Raw genomic sequence first — 17,531 nt, 5'->3', positions numbered from 1 at the left:
AAACGCTGTCTTTTTAATAATATGATTACATACATAGCTAAGAAAGTGACTATCACTAAAGTGTATTAATCTTATTCTAAGATTGTGTGTGCAATATAATTAATAAATTGCGGTCCCATCTTGAGTTCCTCACGGGTTAGATAATAAGAAATTATAATTATATAAAAAGGAATAACTAGTTCAGAAGATAAATATAAATACAAGAAAACGGTTACATAATAACAGGGTTTTCAAAAATGTTACGACTGAGAAATATAGGGTTTTAAATTTAAAATTAAAAAATAAATATAGAGGGGGAAAAACATGTTTACATTTTTAATTTCAATTGTAATTCTTGTGATTGCTTATTTTACGTACGGGAAGTTTATTGAAAAGATATTTGGTCCCAAAGAAGACAGAATGACACCCGCCTATGCTAATCAAGACGGGGTAGATTATGTACCAATGAGCAAGAATAAGAACGCTTTAATACAATTATTAAATATAGCCGGGACAGGGCCAATCTTCGGACCAATTATGGGAGCTTTATATGGACCTGTCGCCTTTATCTGGATTGTCGTGGGAGCTATTTTTGCTGGAGCAGTACATGATTATTTAACAGGCATGATTTCTATTCGGAACCGTGGAGCACATATTCCCGAACTTGCAGGGAAATTCCTAGGTAAGTTTTCCAAACACTTAGTAAACGTTTTTGCTCTATTATTGCTATTACTAGTTGGTACTGTGTTTGTTACTACACCAGCTTCTTTATTTAGCGCACTCCTGGATAATAGAATAGCACTAGGTTATATTATTGCAGCTATCTTTATTTATTATTTCTTATCTACCATTTTACCAATAGACAAAATCATTGGTCGCTTTTACCCAATCTTTGGTGCAGTTTTATTAATCGGGACACTTGGAGTTGGCGGAGCATTAATGTTCTCTGATTATACAATTCCTGAATTGACTTTAACGAATATGCACCCAGCAGGGCTGCCTATATTCCCAATCCTATTCTTAACGATTACTTGTGGAGCTTTATCTGGCTTTCACGCAACACAATCCCCGATTATCTCGAGGACTACTCAAAATGAAAGTCAGGGACGATACATTTTTTACGGAATGATGATTACCGAAGCAGTTATCGCAATGATCTGGGCTGCTGCTGCAATGAGCATGTTCGATGGGCAAGGATTACAAGGATTAATCAATGAGGGTACCGCTTCTTTAGTAGTTAAAGAGGTATCTATGACCTTACTAGGAGCAATTGGTGGAACAATCGCTGTATTAGGTGTAATTGTACTACCGATTACATCTGGTGACACAGCATTCCGTGCAGCTCGTTCAATTATTGCGGATTATTTAAATATTAATCAAGCAAAAGTAGCTAAACGTCTGGCAATCGCGATACCATTGTTTGCGATTTCATTCCTATTAACGAAAATAGACTTCAATATTTTATGGAGATATTTTTCTTTTGCAAACCAAGGAACTTCTGCACTAGCTTTATGGATTGCTACGATGTATCTAATGGTAAAAGGGAAGAATTACTATGTCAGCTTAATTCCTGCACTGTTTATTACCGACATGATAGCAGTCTATATATTAAATGACGCAAAGCTCGGGTTTGGATTAGCTTACGGAACAGCACATATTGGTGCATTAATCTTTACAATCATTATTACGATACTCTTCTTTATGAAGGCGAAGAAAAATAAAAAAGAAGGCTTACAAGTTGATTTAGAAGAAACAAAAGTAGTACCAGCCCCTTAAACAACCGAGATGGGTAGTTCGCTGCCCGTCTTTTTTTATGGTTTAAATTATAAAATTCTGAACCTGGCGCTTGCGCTTTTCTTGTGTCAAACCCTCCATTATAACCCCAGCGAAATAATAATTGTTAGAATTGGCTTTGGTGTTTAAAGGGAGGGCAAACAATGATGGATAAAAAAGAGATAACATATTTTGAAAAGATTGAAGCTGACCTTGAAGAAGCTTATCAACGTCTATCTGAAGATATAAATAATCAGGATCAAAACTATAAAGAATTACAAAAATATACGATTGAGTATAAAAATGAGCTCGATAAATTTGAAGTGTATGATTATCAACAAACGCTAAATATGATTGTTAAACAAGGGCTTGCACAAGTATTAGAAAGAGAACAAATAAAAAAGCTGATTGAGTCACCTTATTTCGGTCGATTTGATTTTGTCTATAATGGTGAAGAACAGGACGATGCGGAAACCTTTTACATTGGGCGATTTGGTTTTAGAGATGAAGAAGGTACTTCGCTTATCTATGACTGGCGTGCCCCTATTTGTAATATGTATTATGAATTTGAGCTAGGTAAAGCTTACTACGAAGCCATGGGAAGATGTTTTGAAGGAGAACTCATAGGCAAACGTCAAATCAAAATCGAAAACTCACAAATTAAATATGTCGTAGAAAGCTCATTGACAATTCAAGATGAGGTTCTACAACAAACACTCAATCAACATGCTAGCGAGAAGATGAAAACAATCGTCACTTCCATTCAAAAAGAGCAAAACAAGATTGTGCGTAATGAATTAGCCTATAACGTCATTATACAAGGGGTTGCTGGGTCAGGGAAAACTGCAGTTGCATTACACCGTATAGCTTATTACCTTTATAAATATAGAGATACCCTACGTGCAGATCGAATTTTCATACTGTCTCCAAACAAAGTGTTTGGGGACTATATCTCATCCGTATTGCCAGAGCTAGGTGAGCAGCCTATTCGTTCCTTTACTATTGATGATCTGACGGAAAGCTTATTGCCGCCGGCTGTCACGTTAATTTCCTATGAGCAGGAAACGCGAGCAATTATAATGGACCCTTCTGGAGAGCTAGCTACACGTGCGAAAAAAAAGTCTAATTATTCATTTGTGGAACAACTAAACACATTCTTAAGAGACTTAGATACAAAGTTATTAAAGAAAGAATCCATATCGATTGCAGATACAGAATATACAGCTGATTATTTAAATGGACGTTTCTTTCAGTATCGAAAAGAACCGGTCGCTACTCGTTTAGAGCTGCTGGCTGATGATATTCTTCAGGTATTAAAAGCTAAACGAAACGGGGAAGGGACATACCCAAGTAAGAATGAGATTGTGAAGAGATTAAAAAAACGATTGTTATACACGACTCCATTAGATATCTATCGTCATTTCATAGAGGAACTAGGAGAAGATTTATTTAAGTACTCAAAAAAGACGTTTGAATTCAATGACGTATATCCGTATCTATACGTTCAGTTATATTTTAAAGGCATTAAAACCTTCGAGTTGGTACAGCATTTTGTGCTCGATGAAATGCAAGATTATACGCCAATTCAATATGCAGTTCTATCGAAAGTGTTTAACTGTAAGCGGACTATAATAGGTGACTTCAGCCAAGCATTACTGCCATATGAAACTATTTCTAAGCAATCCTTTGAGAAAATATTCTCTAATATAGAATACGTGGAATTGACGACAACTTATCGATCCTCATATGAAATAGCCATGTACGCAAAGAAATTTATGCGAACCGGTGATATTCATCCAATTGCTCGCCATGGGGAAGAACCAGGAGAAATCATTTATGAAACTTTTGATGAGATGATAGAGATAATTCATCAAATGATTCAAAATGAATATAAGACGACAGCTATTATTTGCAAGACAGAAAACGATTTAAATAGGCTAACAAGCAGCTTAACCGTTCCATTTCATATTTTAGATGGACAAACAGAAAAATTTGAAGCTGGCCTTCTTGTCACAACTATCCAGTATGCAAAGGGCTTAGAATTTGATGCAGTTTTGGTTCCCTTTGTAGATGAGTTTAACTACCATACGTCATATGACCAAGGCTTACTTTATATAGCCACTACAAGAGCAATGCACCAATTAACAATGTTCATTGATGCAAACAACAAATCTCCATTATTGTAGCTTTTCTAAAATCGCAATGATTAACTTAATGTTATTCATTGCTTTTTTTAGGTTTACCTCCAGTTCATCGGTTACATGGTAAAATTCATCTTTAAATTTAGCAGAGCTCAAAAGGGATTGAATATTCGTTACATGGTTTACCGATTCAATTTCTTCAAAAAAGTGAAAGATACTTGCGATAGAGAAATGGGCGCTACGTAATGTACGAATGATCAACAGCTTTTGCATATCTGAAGCCGCATACTGACGACGATTTTGTGCATTTCGAGAAACTGCAAATAAACCGTTCCGCTCCCAGTTTCGAACCGTTTCCTCTGTTAATTGCAGTTTTTTGCAAGCCTCTTTATGTGTGAAAATAGGCAAATTTGTTGTTTCCTCATGAAGCAATTTATCCACCGACTGAATAGCCTTCGTCATATAGTCGTATTCCGAATATAAGAAGCTTAGATAGGCTTTGGCAGACAGCAAACTTTTATGAAACAATTCCTTTCCGCTAAGTAAAACAATTTCGGTAGCCTTCTTACGTAAATTATTTTGGATAAACTCTTGTTTAAAGGCAAGCCGAGCAATATATAGTTGTTGTAAATGAACCTCACTATATTCCCGGTAGCCATTTTCTTTTCTAGGAACGGGAGAGATAAACTTCCACTCCTCGTAAAGACGAACGGTATTTGGATGAATTTGCGCTTTTTTAGCAATCTCACTTGTTCTCATATAAGATCGCCCTTTCTATCTTTAGGTAGTATAAGTTTGTACATCCACATTAAACGTAACATAATAATTTTAATACAGTATAGGAAAGATGCGTACATTTTTATAGATTTATGGATAAAGAACAGTACGATTTAAAAAGGCTTTTAACGGAGCAGCATTAGTAACGTATAAGAGCAGATTCTCTAGATAGCTAGTAGCTAGAGACTGAGCAAGTAGCAAGTAACCTATTGTCTGAAATTGCCAAGCTATTGTATTCTTTATATAAAGGTTAGTACCTTTAAAAGTGGAAGGTGAGTTACGATGGAAAAAATGATAGAACAAGCATTACATTTAAGAAAAGAGGGCCAATTATTAGAATCGAACCGTATTTTTCTTCAATTGGTCAAAGAATTTCCTCAAGATGCTTATATTAACTACCAATGTGCCTGGAGCTTTGACACACTAGGAGACGAGTCACAGGCCGTTCCGTTTTATGAGACAGCAATTAGCCTAGGTTTACCTGAAAAAGACCAGGAAGGGGCATTTATAGGCCTTGGAAGCACCTATAGAACTCTGGGAGAGTATGATAAGTCCCAAAAAACCTTGGAGCAGGGGCTAAAACAATTTCCAACTAATAGAGCGATGCAAGTTTTTTTAGCCATGACTCTTTACAACTTAGAGAGCCATCAGCAAGCAATGGAACTTTTACTGAAAAATATAATGGAGACGTCGAATGATGAAGATATTCAAAGCTATAAAAAGGCGATTGAATTTTATTCAAACAAGTTAGATCAGACTTGGAAATGAACAAATATTTCGATGAAGAAGTAATTGGAATTATTAAGGGACTTTATAAGTATGTTTTATCAAGCTATTATATAAAAACGAAAAATCTGTTGGAAGATAGCAGGCGTTTTTTATCCAAAATGATGAATTTTACGGGATGGAAACAAATGTTCTATTTATGTTTAATGGAAGTTTTGGATGAAGAATGGTGCTAAAAAAAGCTCGTATTGGCTTATTTCGTAAATCTATAACGCTTATAATAGGGAATAACTTTGCTACTAAATCCCTTTAGAACAATAGGTGTCTACTGTCTACGAAGAGGGAGCATAGGCGAAATGAGTTTATTATAGTGTTCTAATAGAAAAAGTTTGCTTACTAATTACCAGTATAACTATCCGACTAGCTGACATGGATATTCGACAAAGGAATACATTAACTCGTGGAATACACATATAACATTTTCCATTTAAGAGGAAGATGTTGAAAACTTCAGAAGGCAATATTTTTTTCTGTGATACAAATATAAAGAGAAAGAATATTTGTTGATCTGGATGGTGAAAAATTATAACGGAACATTGTAAGATAAATTGAACTATTAAAAGAAGGAATATATAACAAGGAATTAAAATCGAAAACAAGGCTAAGAATTGCAAACAAATATTAAAAAGAAAAAATATAAATTTTAATGCTGCCAATAAATCTAATGAAATTTTATAAACAAACCAAAAAAAACACGTTTTTCTCAAATATCTCACTGTTTCAAGTATACTTATGTAATGAAACGTAACTTCGTATAATTTATATTATGTAAACTAAAATATTTATAGTAATAGCAATAACCAATCACTTACCTTCCCGAATATGTACATGAACAAGAATCTACCGTCACTTCGGACAATAATATCCAGACACTCCTTTTTCAAATATTAATTCAGTTTTTTATGTTAAAAATACTATTATATCCCTTTTTAGTGGTGTTAATTTAAATGATTAAATATAGTTTTGCTGTTTAATTTGCGATCACTTCACTTAAAAAGTCATTCTAATCGCAGATCTTTCTTCTCCTCTACAAATAACTAATTGATTAGTCATTAAAGCAATACTTACAGTACACAATTGAATTCACTTGCTAAATAGCTTATTAGAGCTACTGGAACTTCATCTGTTACCTTTGTTACTAATATAGTAAGATTATCTCTATAATTTGCAAACGTATCCTCTAGTCTTTCAATTTTTAATCATTTCAACAGATTTTCATTCATAAAGAATTGTAAAAAGTTCCCATGATAATTCACCAAAGAAGGAAGTCAAATTCTTCTTTGTATATTTTTAATCCAAAAGCCAGTTTTCAATAAAATAAAATGCTTTTTCCTAATAATGGTAATATACAATTTCAGGTGTTGACACAAAAGGAGGATTGAATATTTGAAAAAACTACAGTAGCACTCGTTTCTATTATTTTAGCCGGTTGCTCGGACGAGAAAGACAATATGGGCGCAGGTACAGACTACAAGAAGGAAATCGAGGCACTACAAAAAGAGAACCAAGAGTTAAAGGACATCATGAGTGATTACAGCTCGTTCCTACAGGAAACCGACAGAACTTCGAGACGTTTCATGGATCTACTTGCAGCTGAGGATTTTGAGACGTTAAAAGCCGAGTTCCCAGTCGAGTTCGAAGTGAAAGACAATGCGCTATACCTCAAAGAGCCGGAGAACAATCTACCGTTCGAAGTCGAACTGGCTAAACAATCAAAACACATCGGTTTCTTTAACAAAGACGATGAAATGACCGAGATAGGCTATTACATGTACAACCCGCAACACGACAGCAACAGCCTAGTCGTGTTCCATTACGGCAAGGATAATCAACTGGAGTACGTATACTTGGGTACCAGATAGAATAAAAGAAGGAGTTCGGAAATCCGAGCCCCTTCTTTTATGGATTTATTATTCCGGCAATGTTCCGATATAGTTCTTGATTCACTTAGCAATACCCCTTCCTGCTCCCTAACGCTTAACTAGGGTATCTAGCTTACTCTCATCGGAATTGTTACTTAAACAGCCGATTTTGCACAGAACACCTTATGCCTTCCGTTCAAACTATTTTTTCGATTACGTATTCCCTGTTCAATTAATATACTAAAATATATAAAACGTTACTCTTTGAACGTGTTGGGTTGAAATGAGTGATGAAATTAAGCATTTCAACGACTTGATTACTTCCTTTATCAAAAAATTGTAGATCTTTTGGGTAAAAATCAGACTTGTTTATAATTAGGCTTTTACACCATAGAAACAAAAAACCAGACTCCAAATAATATGTAAGCCCAGTTTCGTTGTTAAGCGTTTATTATAGACTTTTTAAAGGATGGTTTCACTTCCGCGATAATAATAGCGGTAAATATCAGGCAGCTTCCAAAAATCATTCTCCCTGTTAAAATTTCACCTAATAATAATACCGAGAAAAATGTTCCAAATAAGGACTCTGTCGACAGAATTAACGCAGATTTTGTTGGATTTGCATACTGCATTCCAATATTTTGACATACATAAGCAATTAAAGTACAAAAAACAGCTAGATATATTATTGTTAAAGTGCCCTCCACACTTGCAGAAGTAGGAATTTCTCCAAGTATAAGAACACCAATCCAACTAAAAATCGAAGCTACGAAGAATTGGACAATTGTTAATGCTAGTGCATCTTCTTTTTTTACAAATATATTCGTATAAAAAATATCAAATGCAAACGCGAATGCACACAGAATGGATAACATATCTCCGAAATTAATCGTAAATGAATCTTGTAGAGATAAAAATCCAATACCTACAATCGCAATGATAGCTGCAAAAATCTCAAAGTGGTCAAATCGACGTTTATAAATGATGTAAGCAATAATAGGTACAATGATCACATTAATAGCTGTTAAAAAGGCATTTTTTGATGGAGTTGTATACTCAAGCCCTAGTGTTTGTAATGAAAACGCAATAAATAAAATAGCACCTAATATAGAACCTTTCCAGAAAACATTTTTAGAAATTAGTTTTAGTTTTTTAGAGAAAATTATGGCTAATAGAACTGTTGCTAATGTAAAACGGAGCGCCATTAATTGCATTACACTCCAATGTTCTAAGCCTACTGACATTCCAACAAAACCGCTCCCCCACATAACAGCGGTAATAATCATTAATAATTCACCTTTATACTTCTTCATGCTGAACCTTCTCTCTAATACATAGCAAGAACATTTTAATATAATCTTTTTTTCAATTTAATCAATATAAGAATCATATTATTACTTTTTCACAATATCAACTAGACAATAAAAAATTTTTTTATATTTTGTTATAAACTATCTCTAAGTAATTACAATAAGCGTAGATTCTCAAAATCTTAGAAAATAAAATAGGACTGCCTATAATAGACAGTCCTTACTGTATTAGTTTTCTATTCTAACTAGCTGAGTTTTTTCTACATCATATTTCAATCCATCAGCACTCGGATCTTTATCATATTGGAGAACAGCCATCGTTTTTTCCGTACCTTCTATTGTATCATAATCTGTATTAGTGACGATTAGAAACATATCTGTGTATGCTCTTCCTTCACCAATGACTAAATTACCTTCATATTTTACGTTTTCCATCGCATCCAGTTTTTCCACCTTTTGCTTTGCGAAAAGTAATCCCTCACCTTCTGAAACTTTCGAAAGAGACTTAGCTACTTTTGTTTTTCCTTTTTCTTGGTTAGTTATTTCACGTATTAACTGTTTGCTTACAAGTTCTTTTGCTGTTTCTTCCGTTAGAACCATTACCTTTTGTGGACCTTGCTCTATCATTTTAATAGTGAACTGTTCTTCTTCGATTATTTCTTTTTTATCACGCTCTACAGAATCTATAATATCTTGTTGTTCGCCATACAGAATGACCCCATTAGCTTTTGCAAAAAGATTGCACCCTGTTAATACGGTTGATGCTATAACGGTAGTAATAAATATAGTTAGTAACTTTTTCATTTTTTTAGCCCCTTTGTTTTTTAATCTTCCTTGCTATAACCCTATTATAGGGGAGATTTTTACAAAGAGCCTTCGCTTTAGATGACGTTCACATTACATTATTGCAACCTTGGATTTCCAATTAAACAAAAAAGAACCATTCTACTTCAAGTCGTAGAATGGTTTAAAATGAATACTTTTTATTGTCCCAGTAACGCTAGCTTGCTTTTAGATGGCGTTTCGTATTTTATATTGGAGGACTTCTGGATGTAGCTCCCCCCGCCTACGCCATATAATCCGCCATTGTTGCTCTTGTAATTATATACGCGGTATTCTTCGCCTTTTTTAAGCGTACGGACAGTCGTCAATGAACCGTTGCTATCCATTTTTACTAGGTTTGTATTCGATAGGATAGTAACTTTACCTATTTGTCCTAGTTTAAGTTCAGTTTTCCCCCACATTACCTTTTTAACAGGTTGAGTATTCGTTTTTTTGTTAATGTAAGCAGAGGATATAAAACCAACATGTTTTTTGTCTTCTGTTCTAACTGGATACCATACAAATTGATTTATGCTCGTTAGTGACTGGTCATATAAAAATGTTCCTTCAATAATTAAGGTCGTATTCTTACCTAAAGTAGTTGAAGCAGATGAAGTGCTGGGTTGCGATCTTAGCCTTACATTGTCTTGAGCTACACTAACCTTGTCTCCTTTTTGGAAATGATACGAGGAAGCATGCATAGGACTCGTAAATGTGTACTCTTTCTTCTTAAAAACTATGTTTTCGGTGCTGCTAGTATCATATTCAAAGTCCTCTGAACGGAAGTCTAGCTTTACTAATTTAGAATTGTTCAAGTAACTGTCCTTTTCGATAAAAGAAAAGACCTTCTCCTGATATGCCTCGGTATTATTTAAACCATTGGATTTATAAACAGGGCTATTAGCTGGTTTTATACCGTTATAAGCCATGACTGGAAAATACCAGCTCTCGATAATTTCTGGTCCTGCTCCTTTTATTTTCGGTAGATCATTACGTTGATACATACTCTTAAGGATTTCCACACCAGCCTGAATATTGTAGGTGACATGGTATTTTAATCGTTCTTGGTCATAAGCTGCCTGATTAGTTATCTGCATAATACCTATCCCTTGGTCCGTTGAAACGATTGGTTGTCCATTTTCATTAAATTGTTTCCATCCACCATTTTCTTTGGACGCCACAGCTTTCACAACCTCCGGAGGAATATTAGCATCTAAAGCTGCATTTGTAAGTAGGCAATTCATATGTTGATATGATGGATTTTGATTTTGCTTAAAATCTCCATATGAAGAACATTTAGCTTCCCATGTCGGCTCGGCTGAAGCTGTATCATATATTCCAACTAGTAGTACCAAACAAGTTATATGGCCCGCAATGATTCTAGATATTTTCATTAATAAATACTCCATTCATTGAATATTTTATATTTATTAGTATATTTTACCATAAAATATTAAAGATGAGCTTTATTAATTACAAAAGGTGGATTTAGAAAAAAAGATAATCAGATACAGATATTAATATAAAGTTAGAGTTTTTTCCCAAGTTAACTCATTTCCCTGGTCATCCTTGAAAATAAATTTAACCTGACCTTCCTCGCCTTTCATAGCATCAGAATAGAAGAACCCGGAATACTCGCCGTTTCCACTAATATAGAACCCTTCTTCTCCGCTAGCTCCATGTTCAATGGCTTCTTGAACAGTATTAATAACTTGACTTTTATTTGAAATCCACTGCATTTCTGTTAAGGAGAATCCCTCTGGTACTTCTTTTATGACAAAGTCAAAGCTATTCCCTTCAATTGGTTTAGCTGTTTGGTCAATAACAATTAAAATCTCCTCGTCCGTCACTTCTTTCAGTTGATTGTCTTCAGTTTTAGTTTCATTTTCGTTATCCGATGTTCCTTTTGCTGCTGTTGATTCATTTTGACTATCTTCCGACTTGTCAGATGTAGTAGAATTTATTTGTGTTCCACAGCCGCTGGTAAAGAAAAGTACCGTTATAGCTATAATGTAAATAGATTTATTCATCTTGTTCTCCCCTATCCTCATTTAATGTAAAAGAAAATGCTACTCCTTGATTTGTATTCATCCCTCGATATTCACTTTGATGAAGCTCGAGTATATGTTTCACTATGGCTAGCCCCAAACCGGTACCACCGGATTTGCGGTTTCGTGAGTTTTCAATACGGTAGAATTGTTCCCAAATATTGCTTAGCTCTTCCTCCGCGATGAATGAGCCAACATTTTCTATTATTACTGTCACTTTACTCACCTCTGTTCGAGTAATACTAACGGTTATTATAGTATTCTCGGAAGCATGCCGAATTGCATTGCTCAAAAGATTCAAGATAACCTGTTCAATTCTTCTGTAATCTGCTTTAACTAATATTTGATCAGCTTCAAAGTCATAGCTGAGTAATAATCGCTTGCTCTCCAACTGCTGAGAAAAAGATTCAGCTACATTCTCTATTAAATCGGTTAAAGAGAAGTTTTCCATCTGTAAGCGGATAGCCTTTGCCTCATATTTCGAAAGCTCTAGCATATCTAAAATTAAGGCATTCATCCGATCTGTTTCACTAACGATCAGAGATAGATACCGTTCGCTTTTTTCTTTAGCTATATTATCCTGCAAGCCTTCAGCGAAGCCTTTTATAATTCCAAGAGGGGTTTTCAGCTCATGAGAGAGGTTTGCAATTAACTGTTTGCGAAGTTTCTCAGCCTGCTGTTTCTCTTTTATTTCCCCTTGTAGTTTCCCATTTGCAAGTGTTAAATCATTTAAAGCTGCTTGTAAATTATTCGATAAGGAATTCATGTCTCGCGCAAGCCCACCAAATTCATCCTTGGAACGGATTTCTATTTGCTCAGAAAAGTCGAGTTTAGCTAAGCGCGTTGCAGAACGGCTTAACATTCTTATCGGTCTTGAAACAATCCTAGAGTAAATCATAGACAGGATAATAACCAGAGCAATAACAATAGGAGCTATTAAGATAAAGTATTGTTGAAGTACCTCGACGGCCTCTCCAACAGGCTGTAAAGAAGCCATAACCATTAAATACCTGTCCTGATCCTCTAGTGCGGATGTTAAGACAATGTAATTTACTCCACTCCATTTGTCCTGCCATTGTCTTTGTACGACAGATCCATCTTTCAAAAGTGATAATTCTCGAGAATTAGGTATCCAATCATTTAAGACTTCATCGATGAGAGTGTCTTGATAGAGAGGGTTGTATGACCTTTGTTCTGGTAGTAGAAAATCAGTTACCTTTCCATGCACTCTTGACAGTCCCATTTGGACGTCCCTAAATTGAGGAGGGTTAATCTCAACTGGCTGTAAAATTTTATTTTTTTCATCTATGAAAATTCCATCTATAACTAATGTATTGCCAATCTCGAGTTCTTGTGGAAGTGATCCCACCTCCATCCCCTCATTGGGAATTCGAATAGAGATCAAGGTTTGGTCAACGTTTAGCTCGATATAATATGGTTCTATTGGGATGTGGTTAAAGTATTCATTTAGTATAGAAATTGTTGCATCTTTTTGATTCATTAAGGAAGCAATTTGCTCGTTTATTTGTTGTTCATTTAGTTCCTCTTTATTGATTTGATCTTTTAAATAAATCATATTCTCTTCTAATGTTTGTACCTTTGACGAATGGTAGAACTTTTCGAAAAAGAACACTTCAGCTAGCATGATAAAAGAAAAAACAATTAAAATAAGAGTAGTCGTTACAATAAACAGTTTAAAAACCACACTATTTCTTCTCATGATTCCACTTCAAATTTATAGCCAGATCGTATAACGGTATAAATATATTTCCCTTCTACTCCAAGCTTCGCTCTTAACTTTTTTATATGTGTATCTACGGTGCGTAAATCTCCCATATAGTCATACCCCCATACAGCGTTTAAAATATATTCTCGGTGTAATACCTTGCCATAATGCTTGATAAGAAAGATGAACAAATCATACTCTTTTGGTGAGAGAAGTATCTTTTCGTGAGCAACCGAAACGGTATGTGCCGATCGATTAATACGTATATTCCCGTAAATCTCCGTCTCTCCATCCTGTACGACAATACCTTCCCTTCTTTTTATCAATGCATTGGCACGGGCTACCAATACCCTTGGACTTAGAGGCTTAGTAACATACTCATCTGCACCTAGCTCAAATCCCAAGATTTGATCATCGTCTTCTGATTTTGCGGTAATAATTATGATAGGTACCTCCGATTTTTCACGAATGTACTTGCATACAGACCATCCATCCATTTTAGGCAACATGATATCTAAAATAACTAAGTCAAAGTTTGTTTGATTTAAACATTCAATCCCTGCTTTTCCGTCATCTGCTTCATAAATTTCCCAATTATCCCTTTTGAAATAGTCTGTTATAAATTCCCTCATCAACATGTCATCCTCAATCAACAATACCTTTAGTTTCATAGTTTAAGACACCCATTTCTCCCTCAATCTTAGTCATCACCCCTAAGGCTCACTATAAAGGCCTTATGTGTACTTTGTGTGTATTTTATATTATTTTTGAAAAGAATTATATAATAGTAGTTAAAATCTTCCTATTTTCCTATATTTGTAGTTCCTTAGCACAAGGTCTGTTTTCCATAATAATAACTGTCTAACTCCCTCAAAGATGCTGACATATACTAATAAAGGATCGGAATAACAGTTATTGGAATGATTAAAAATGTGGACTGAATCACAAATAAGTGCTTGGATTGAAGCAATCGGAACAGTAATTTCTGCTATAGGAAGCACACCTTCACAAGTTTTATCAGATGCTATGCTAAGAGATTTAAATATCATTGGTCTAGCATTACAAGCTGTCGGAAGTGGTCTTATTCCAGAAAATCAGGATTATCTATATAAATTAGGTAGTCAGCTTGAAGCAATCGGGAACTTGGTTTCCCTACAAGGGGAATTCATTGAAAATGAAAACGTTAGCTCGGTATTGAGTTCGCAAGGTGATCTGATCGAGGCAGTTGGTGGAGTATTAACGATTGATTTTACAGGAAACCAATCTATACAAAATGCTTTAAATAATATAGGTGATGTTATTCAGGTCATTGGAGCCTCTTATCAAGCATTGTCAGTCAGATATCCCCCTAATAGCCAAAAAAATCAGGAAATCAATACGGTTGGTAGCTGGATACAAGCAGTTGGAGCTGTTCTATCTGCTATTTTTGTGGAGGGGTAAGGAAACTAGTAATTGTATCCTTTATACAAAGCATTTTCGATGATCTTCCTTCCCTTTTACTTAAACCTTTTCTCCAGTCGTATATTCTCTTTTATGTTTGGTCATTATTGCTATGGGTAATTAATCATTATAATGGAAAATTACAATTAGCTTTCAAGAAGGGAATGATTCTAGTGGAAAACCGAAAAAATGAAAAAATTCCAGCACAAGAACAGAAACGTCAACCAGGAATTGAAGCAGAAATGGAACCAAGACCTGACTTCTCTCAAAACCTTGCTGGTAAATCTCAAAGACTAGCCGGAAAAATTGCTTTAATCACTGGTGGAGATAGTGGTATTGGACGAGCAGTAGCAGTAGCTTATGCTAAAGAGGGTGCAGATGTAGCAATCTCCTACTTAGATGAGCATGAGGATGCGGAAGAAACCAAAAAAATTGTAGAGAACGAAGGAAAAAAATGTTTACTATTACCTGGAGATATTGGTGAGGAATCTGTTTGTCAGGAAATTATAAGTAAAGTAATCGGCGAATTTGGAAAGCTTGATATACTAGTTAATAACGCTGGTGAACAGCATACCCAAACATCTCTGAAAGATATAACAGCTGAACAAATGGAAAAAACCTTCCGTACAAACGTCTTTAGTATGTTCCATTTGACTAAAGCTGCGCTTGATCATTTAAAAGAAGGAAGTACGATTATTAACACTACTTCTATAACTGCATTCCAAGGTGCACCTAATTTGATTGATTATTCCGCTACAAAGGGTGCTATTTTAACGTTTACTCGTTCACTAGCAGGTTCCCTTGTCGAACAAGGAATCAGAGTAAATGCTGTAGCTCCAGGACCAATATGGACACCGCTTATTCCTGCCTCCTTTGCTGCTGATGAGGTGGATGGTTTCGGCAGTCAGACACCTATGAAACGTCCAGGTCATCCAAGTGAGTTGGCTTCAGGCTATGTATACTTAGCATCTGAAGATTCGTCTTATATAACTGGACAAGTACTTCATATTAACGGCGGTACTCCTTTGTAATACGTTGTATATCATCCTAAAACAGGTTCCTCTTTCTTAAGATGAGGAACCTGTTTTTAGATTTTACATAAATAAGCAATGGGATGTGCTGAATATGGAGATTTTAAATCAGTATGCTTCCCCCCTCACCTCCTCTCCTCTAGTAGTATTAAACAAAAGACTAGATAAGACTGCAGACTTAGACAATTTTAGCCTCAAGCCTGATTACCAGTTAACACTATTACGGTATGATGAGTTAATAGATGGAATATTTCTGTAAAATAAGAAAAATACAGGAGGAAAAGTATTGAAAAAATCTATTGATACGAAGAAACTAGGCTTGGTTCTTCTATTAATATTTATCCTATTAGCTAAGTTACCCTTTCCGTTTTTAGGTGAAGTATACGCTAATCACACCTTTAAAATTGAAGACATTGATAAGTTTGTCACTAGCTATATAAAGCTCCATGGACTACCTGGTGCTTCCATAGTAGTTGTAAAAAACGGTCAGTTAATATATGAAAAAGGATATGGTCACGATTCTGAAGGGAATCCTATAACGGAAAAATCGTTAATGAGAATTGGTTCCGCATCTAAATCATTTTCTGCATTTGCTGTTTTACAGCTTGTTGAGGAAGGTAAAGTACAACTCGATGATCGAGTAATTAAGTATTTGCCAGAGGTCACACTTGATGATTCACGCTGGAAGGAAGTTACGATTCGTCAACTTTTGAGTCATACATCAGGTATACCAAATCCGATCATTGTTCCACCAGCGAATAATTTAAAAGCGGGAGTAGAACGTTTAAGTGATTGGAGGCTTCAAGCAAACCCAGGAGAGAAATATTACTATAGTAACGCAAATTACTGGATCATAGCACTTTTAGTAGAAAAAATTAGTGAACAGGAATTCTCTGAATATCTTAATCAAAAGTTATTCTCTCCGCTTGGAATGGACGATTCACTTGCTAATGTTAATTCGAGAGACTTAGTAGTTGGTCTACCTAGAGGATATGTAACCGTATATGGAAAGGCAATGCCTTGGTCAGAGCTAGAAGCGATGAATATGGGGGCTGGAAGTATTATATCTACAGCATCTGATATGGGTAAATGGCTTTCTATGCAAACAAACGAGGGTAAATCTGAAGAAGGAGAACAATTACTTTCAAAAGAATTATTAGAAGAAACTTATTCTCCACAACTTGGAAGTGAAAAATATGGTCTTGGTTGGGAATTAAGCTCACCTAATGTAAAGCCAGCACGCATTTCACATAGCGGGGTGGAAACAACCTATCAAGCGCAACAAGATATAATACCGAATAGTGGTTATGCAGTTGCAGTTCTATTAAATAGCTTTACTCCTACAATTGAACACGCTTATGAGATAAGTACAGGTATTATCCAATTGACTGAGGGGCAAAAACCTGAACTAAAAGCTCCAGTATCTAAAATCATTGATTTATCACTTGGAGTTATTACAATGATCTATTTGTTATTAGGAATTAGAGGTATTCTGCGGAGTAAAAGATGGTCTAAGGAACGGAAAAAACAAACCGCTTGGAGATTTGTCCTTGGATTAATGCCTCAAATAGTTCCATCATTATTAATCGGATGGTTGTTTTTTATTGTTCCCACGTTACAAAATAATAGTTCGACCACAATGAATGTATTTGGTCTTTTTCCAGCTGCGCTGTTCTTACTAGCTATAGTTTTCATGATTGGTGTGGTTCTTACCGTTTTAAGAATCTATTATCGAATATCATTCAAGGATAAGAATTATACGAAAAAACGCTCAGAATTACTCTGAGCGTTTTGTATGCCATTTATTATGGTGAATTTTTTCGAAATATATTGCTA

General features: G+C 35.2%; 15 protein-coding genes. 8 read left to right on the top strand and 7 right to left on the bottom strand.

The features are described from left to right. Positions 1 to 303 precede the first annotated feature (303 nt). On the top strand, positions 304 to 1,755 hold the full coding sequence (locus HF876_RS05995; protein ID WP_169359162.1) for a carbon starvation CstA family protein: 1,452 nt from the start codon (positions 304 to 306) through the stop codon (positions 1,753 to 1,755). A gap of 161 nt (positions 1,756 to 1,916) precedes the next feature. Beyond that, on the top strand, positions 1,917 to 3,938 hold the full coding sequence (locus HF876_RS05990) for a HelD family protein (protein WP_169359161.1): 2,022 nt from the start codon (positions 1,917 to 1,919) through the stop codon (positions 3,936 to 3,938). Here HF876_RS05990 and HF876_RS05985 read toward each other — a convergent pair. Then, the gene (locus tag HF876_RS05985) at positions 3,930 to 4,652 is read right to left on the bottom strand and encodes a MerR family transcriptional regulator (protein WP_169359160.1); all 723 of its coding nucleotides are present in this window, start codon (positions 4,650 to 4,652) and stop codon (positions 3,930 to 3,932) included. The two genes, HF876_RS05990 and HF876_RS05985, sit on opposite strands and share 9 nt — an antisense overlap. Before the next feature lie 300 nt (positions 4,653 to 4,952). Here HF876_RS05985 and HF876_RS05980 point away from each other — a divergent pair, with 300 nt between their 5' ends. Both HF876_RS05980 and HF876_RS05975 read left to right on the top strand, forming a co-directional pair. Further along, a complete protein-coding gene (locus HF876_RS05980; protein WP_169359159.1) occupies positions 4,953 to 5,438 on the top strand; it encodes a tetratricopeptide repeat protein in 486 nt (161 codons plus the stop codon). 1,469 nt (positions 5,439 to 6,907) lie between these two features. Then, positions 6,908 to 7,318 carry a hypothetical protein gene (locus HF876_RS05975; RefSeq protein WP_169359158.1) on the top strand — a complete coding sequence of 137 codons (411 nt, stop codon included), beginning with the start codon at positions 6,908 to 6,910 and terminating at the stop codon, positions 7,316 to 7,318. Between the two features lie 440 nt (positions 7,319 to 7,758). Here HF876_RS05975 and HF876_RS05970 read toward each other — a convergent pair whose 3' ends face one another. From HF876_RS05970 to HF876_RS05945, 6 genes are all read right to left on the bottom strand, one after another. Next, positions 7,759 to 8,631, bottom strand: coding sequence for a DMT family transporter (locus HF876_RS05970; protein WP_169359157.1), 873 nt, complete (start codon positions 8,629 to 8,631; stop codon positions 7,759 to 7,761). A gap of 225 nt (positions 8,632 to 8,856) precedes the next feature. Beyond that, positions 8,857 to 9,432, bottom strand: coding sequence for a lipoprotein BA_5634 family protein (locus HF876_RS05965; protein ID WP_169359156.1), 576 nt, complete (start codon positions 9,430 to 9,432; stop codon positions 8,857 to 8,859). 179 nt (positions 9,433 to 9,611) lie between these two features. Further along, the gene (locus HF876_RS05960) at positions 9,612 to 10,844 is read right to left on the bottom strand and encodes a transglycosylase SLT domain-containing protein (RefSeq protein ID WP_169359155.1); all 1,233 of its coding nucleotides are present in this window, start codon (positions 10,842 to 10,844) and stop codon (positions 9,612 to 9,614) included. Between the two features lie 123 nt (positions 10,845 to 10,967). Next, complete coding sequence (locus HF876_RS05955; protein WP_169359154.1) at positions 10,968 to 11,480, bottom strand: hypothetical protein; 513 nt, start codon at positions 11,478 to 11,480, stop codon at positions 10,968 to 10,970. Further along, entirely contained in the window at positions 11,473 to 13,203 is a 1,731-nt protein-coding gene (locus HF876_RS05950; protein ID WP_298467449.1) for a sensor histidine kinase, read from the bottom strand. Before HF876_RS05950 ends, HF876_RS05955 begins: the two co-directional genes overlap by 8 nt. A gap of 11 nt (positions 13,204 to 13,214) precedes the next feature. Next, positions 13,215 to 13,895 carry a response regulator transcription factor gene (locus HF876_RS05945; protein ID WP_169359152.1) on the bottom strand — a complete coding sequence of 227 codons (681 nt, stop codon included), beginning with the start codon at positions 13,893 to 13,895 and terminating at the stop codon, positions 13,215 to 13,217. Positions 13,896 to 14,154: 259 nt separating this feature from the next. On the opposite strand from HF876_RS05945, the gene HF876_RS05940 reads away from it, so the two are divergent. From HF876_RS05940 to HF876_RS05925, 4 genes are all read left to right on the top strand, one after another. After that, a complete protein-coding gene (locus tag HF876_RS05940) occupies positions 14,155 to 14,664 on the top strand; it encodes a DUF6944 family repetitive protein (protein WP_169359151.1) in 510 nt (169 codons plus the stop codon). Between the two features lie 164 nt (positions 14,665 to 14,828). After that, the gene (locus HF876_RS05935; RefSeq protein ID WP_169359150.1) at positions 14,829 to 15,695 is read left to right on the top strand and encodes an SDR family oxidoreductase; all 867 of its coding nucleotides are present in this window, start codon (positions 14,829 to 14,831) and stop codon (positions 15,693 to 15,695) included. 94 nt (positions 15,696 to 15,789) lie between these two features. After that, a complete protein-coding gene (locus tag HF876_RS05930) occupies positions 15,790 to 15,954 on the top strand; it encodes a hypothetical protein (RefSeq protein ID WP_169359149.1) in 165 nt (54 codons plus the stop codon). Between the two features lie 27 nt (positions 15,955 to 15,981). Next, entirely contained in the window at positions 15,982 to 17,481 is a 1,500-nt protein-coding gene (locus HF876_RS05925) for a serine hydrolase domain-containing protein (RefSeq protein WP_240949674.1), read from the top strand. The last annotated feature ends 50 nt before the right edge of the window (positions 17,482 to 17,531 follow it).

The organism is Psychrobacillus sp. BL-248-WT-3 (assembly GCF_012843435.1).
Taxonomy (GTDB): Bacteria; Bacillota; Bacilli; order Bacillales_A; family Planococcaceae; genus Psychrobacillus.
This window is presented reverse-complemented; position numbering and strand designations above follow the sequence as displayed.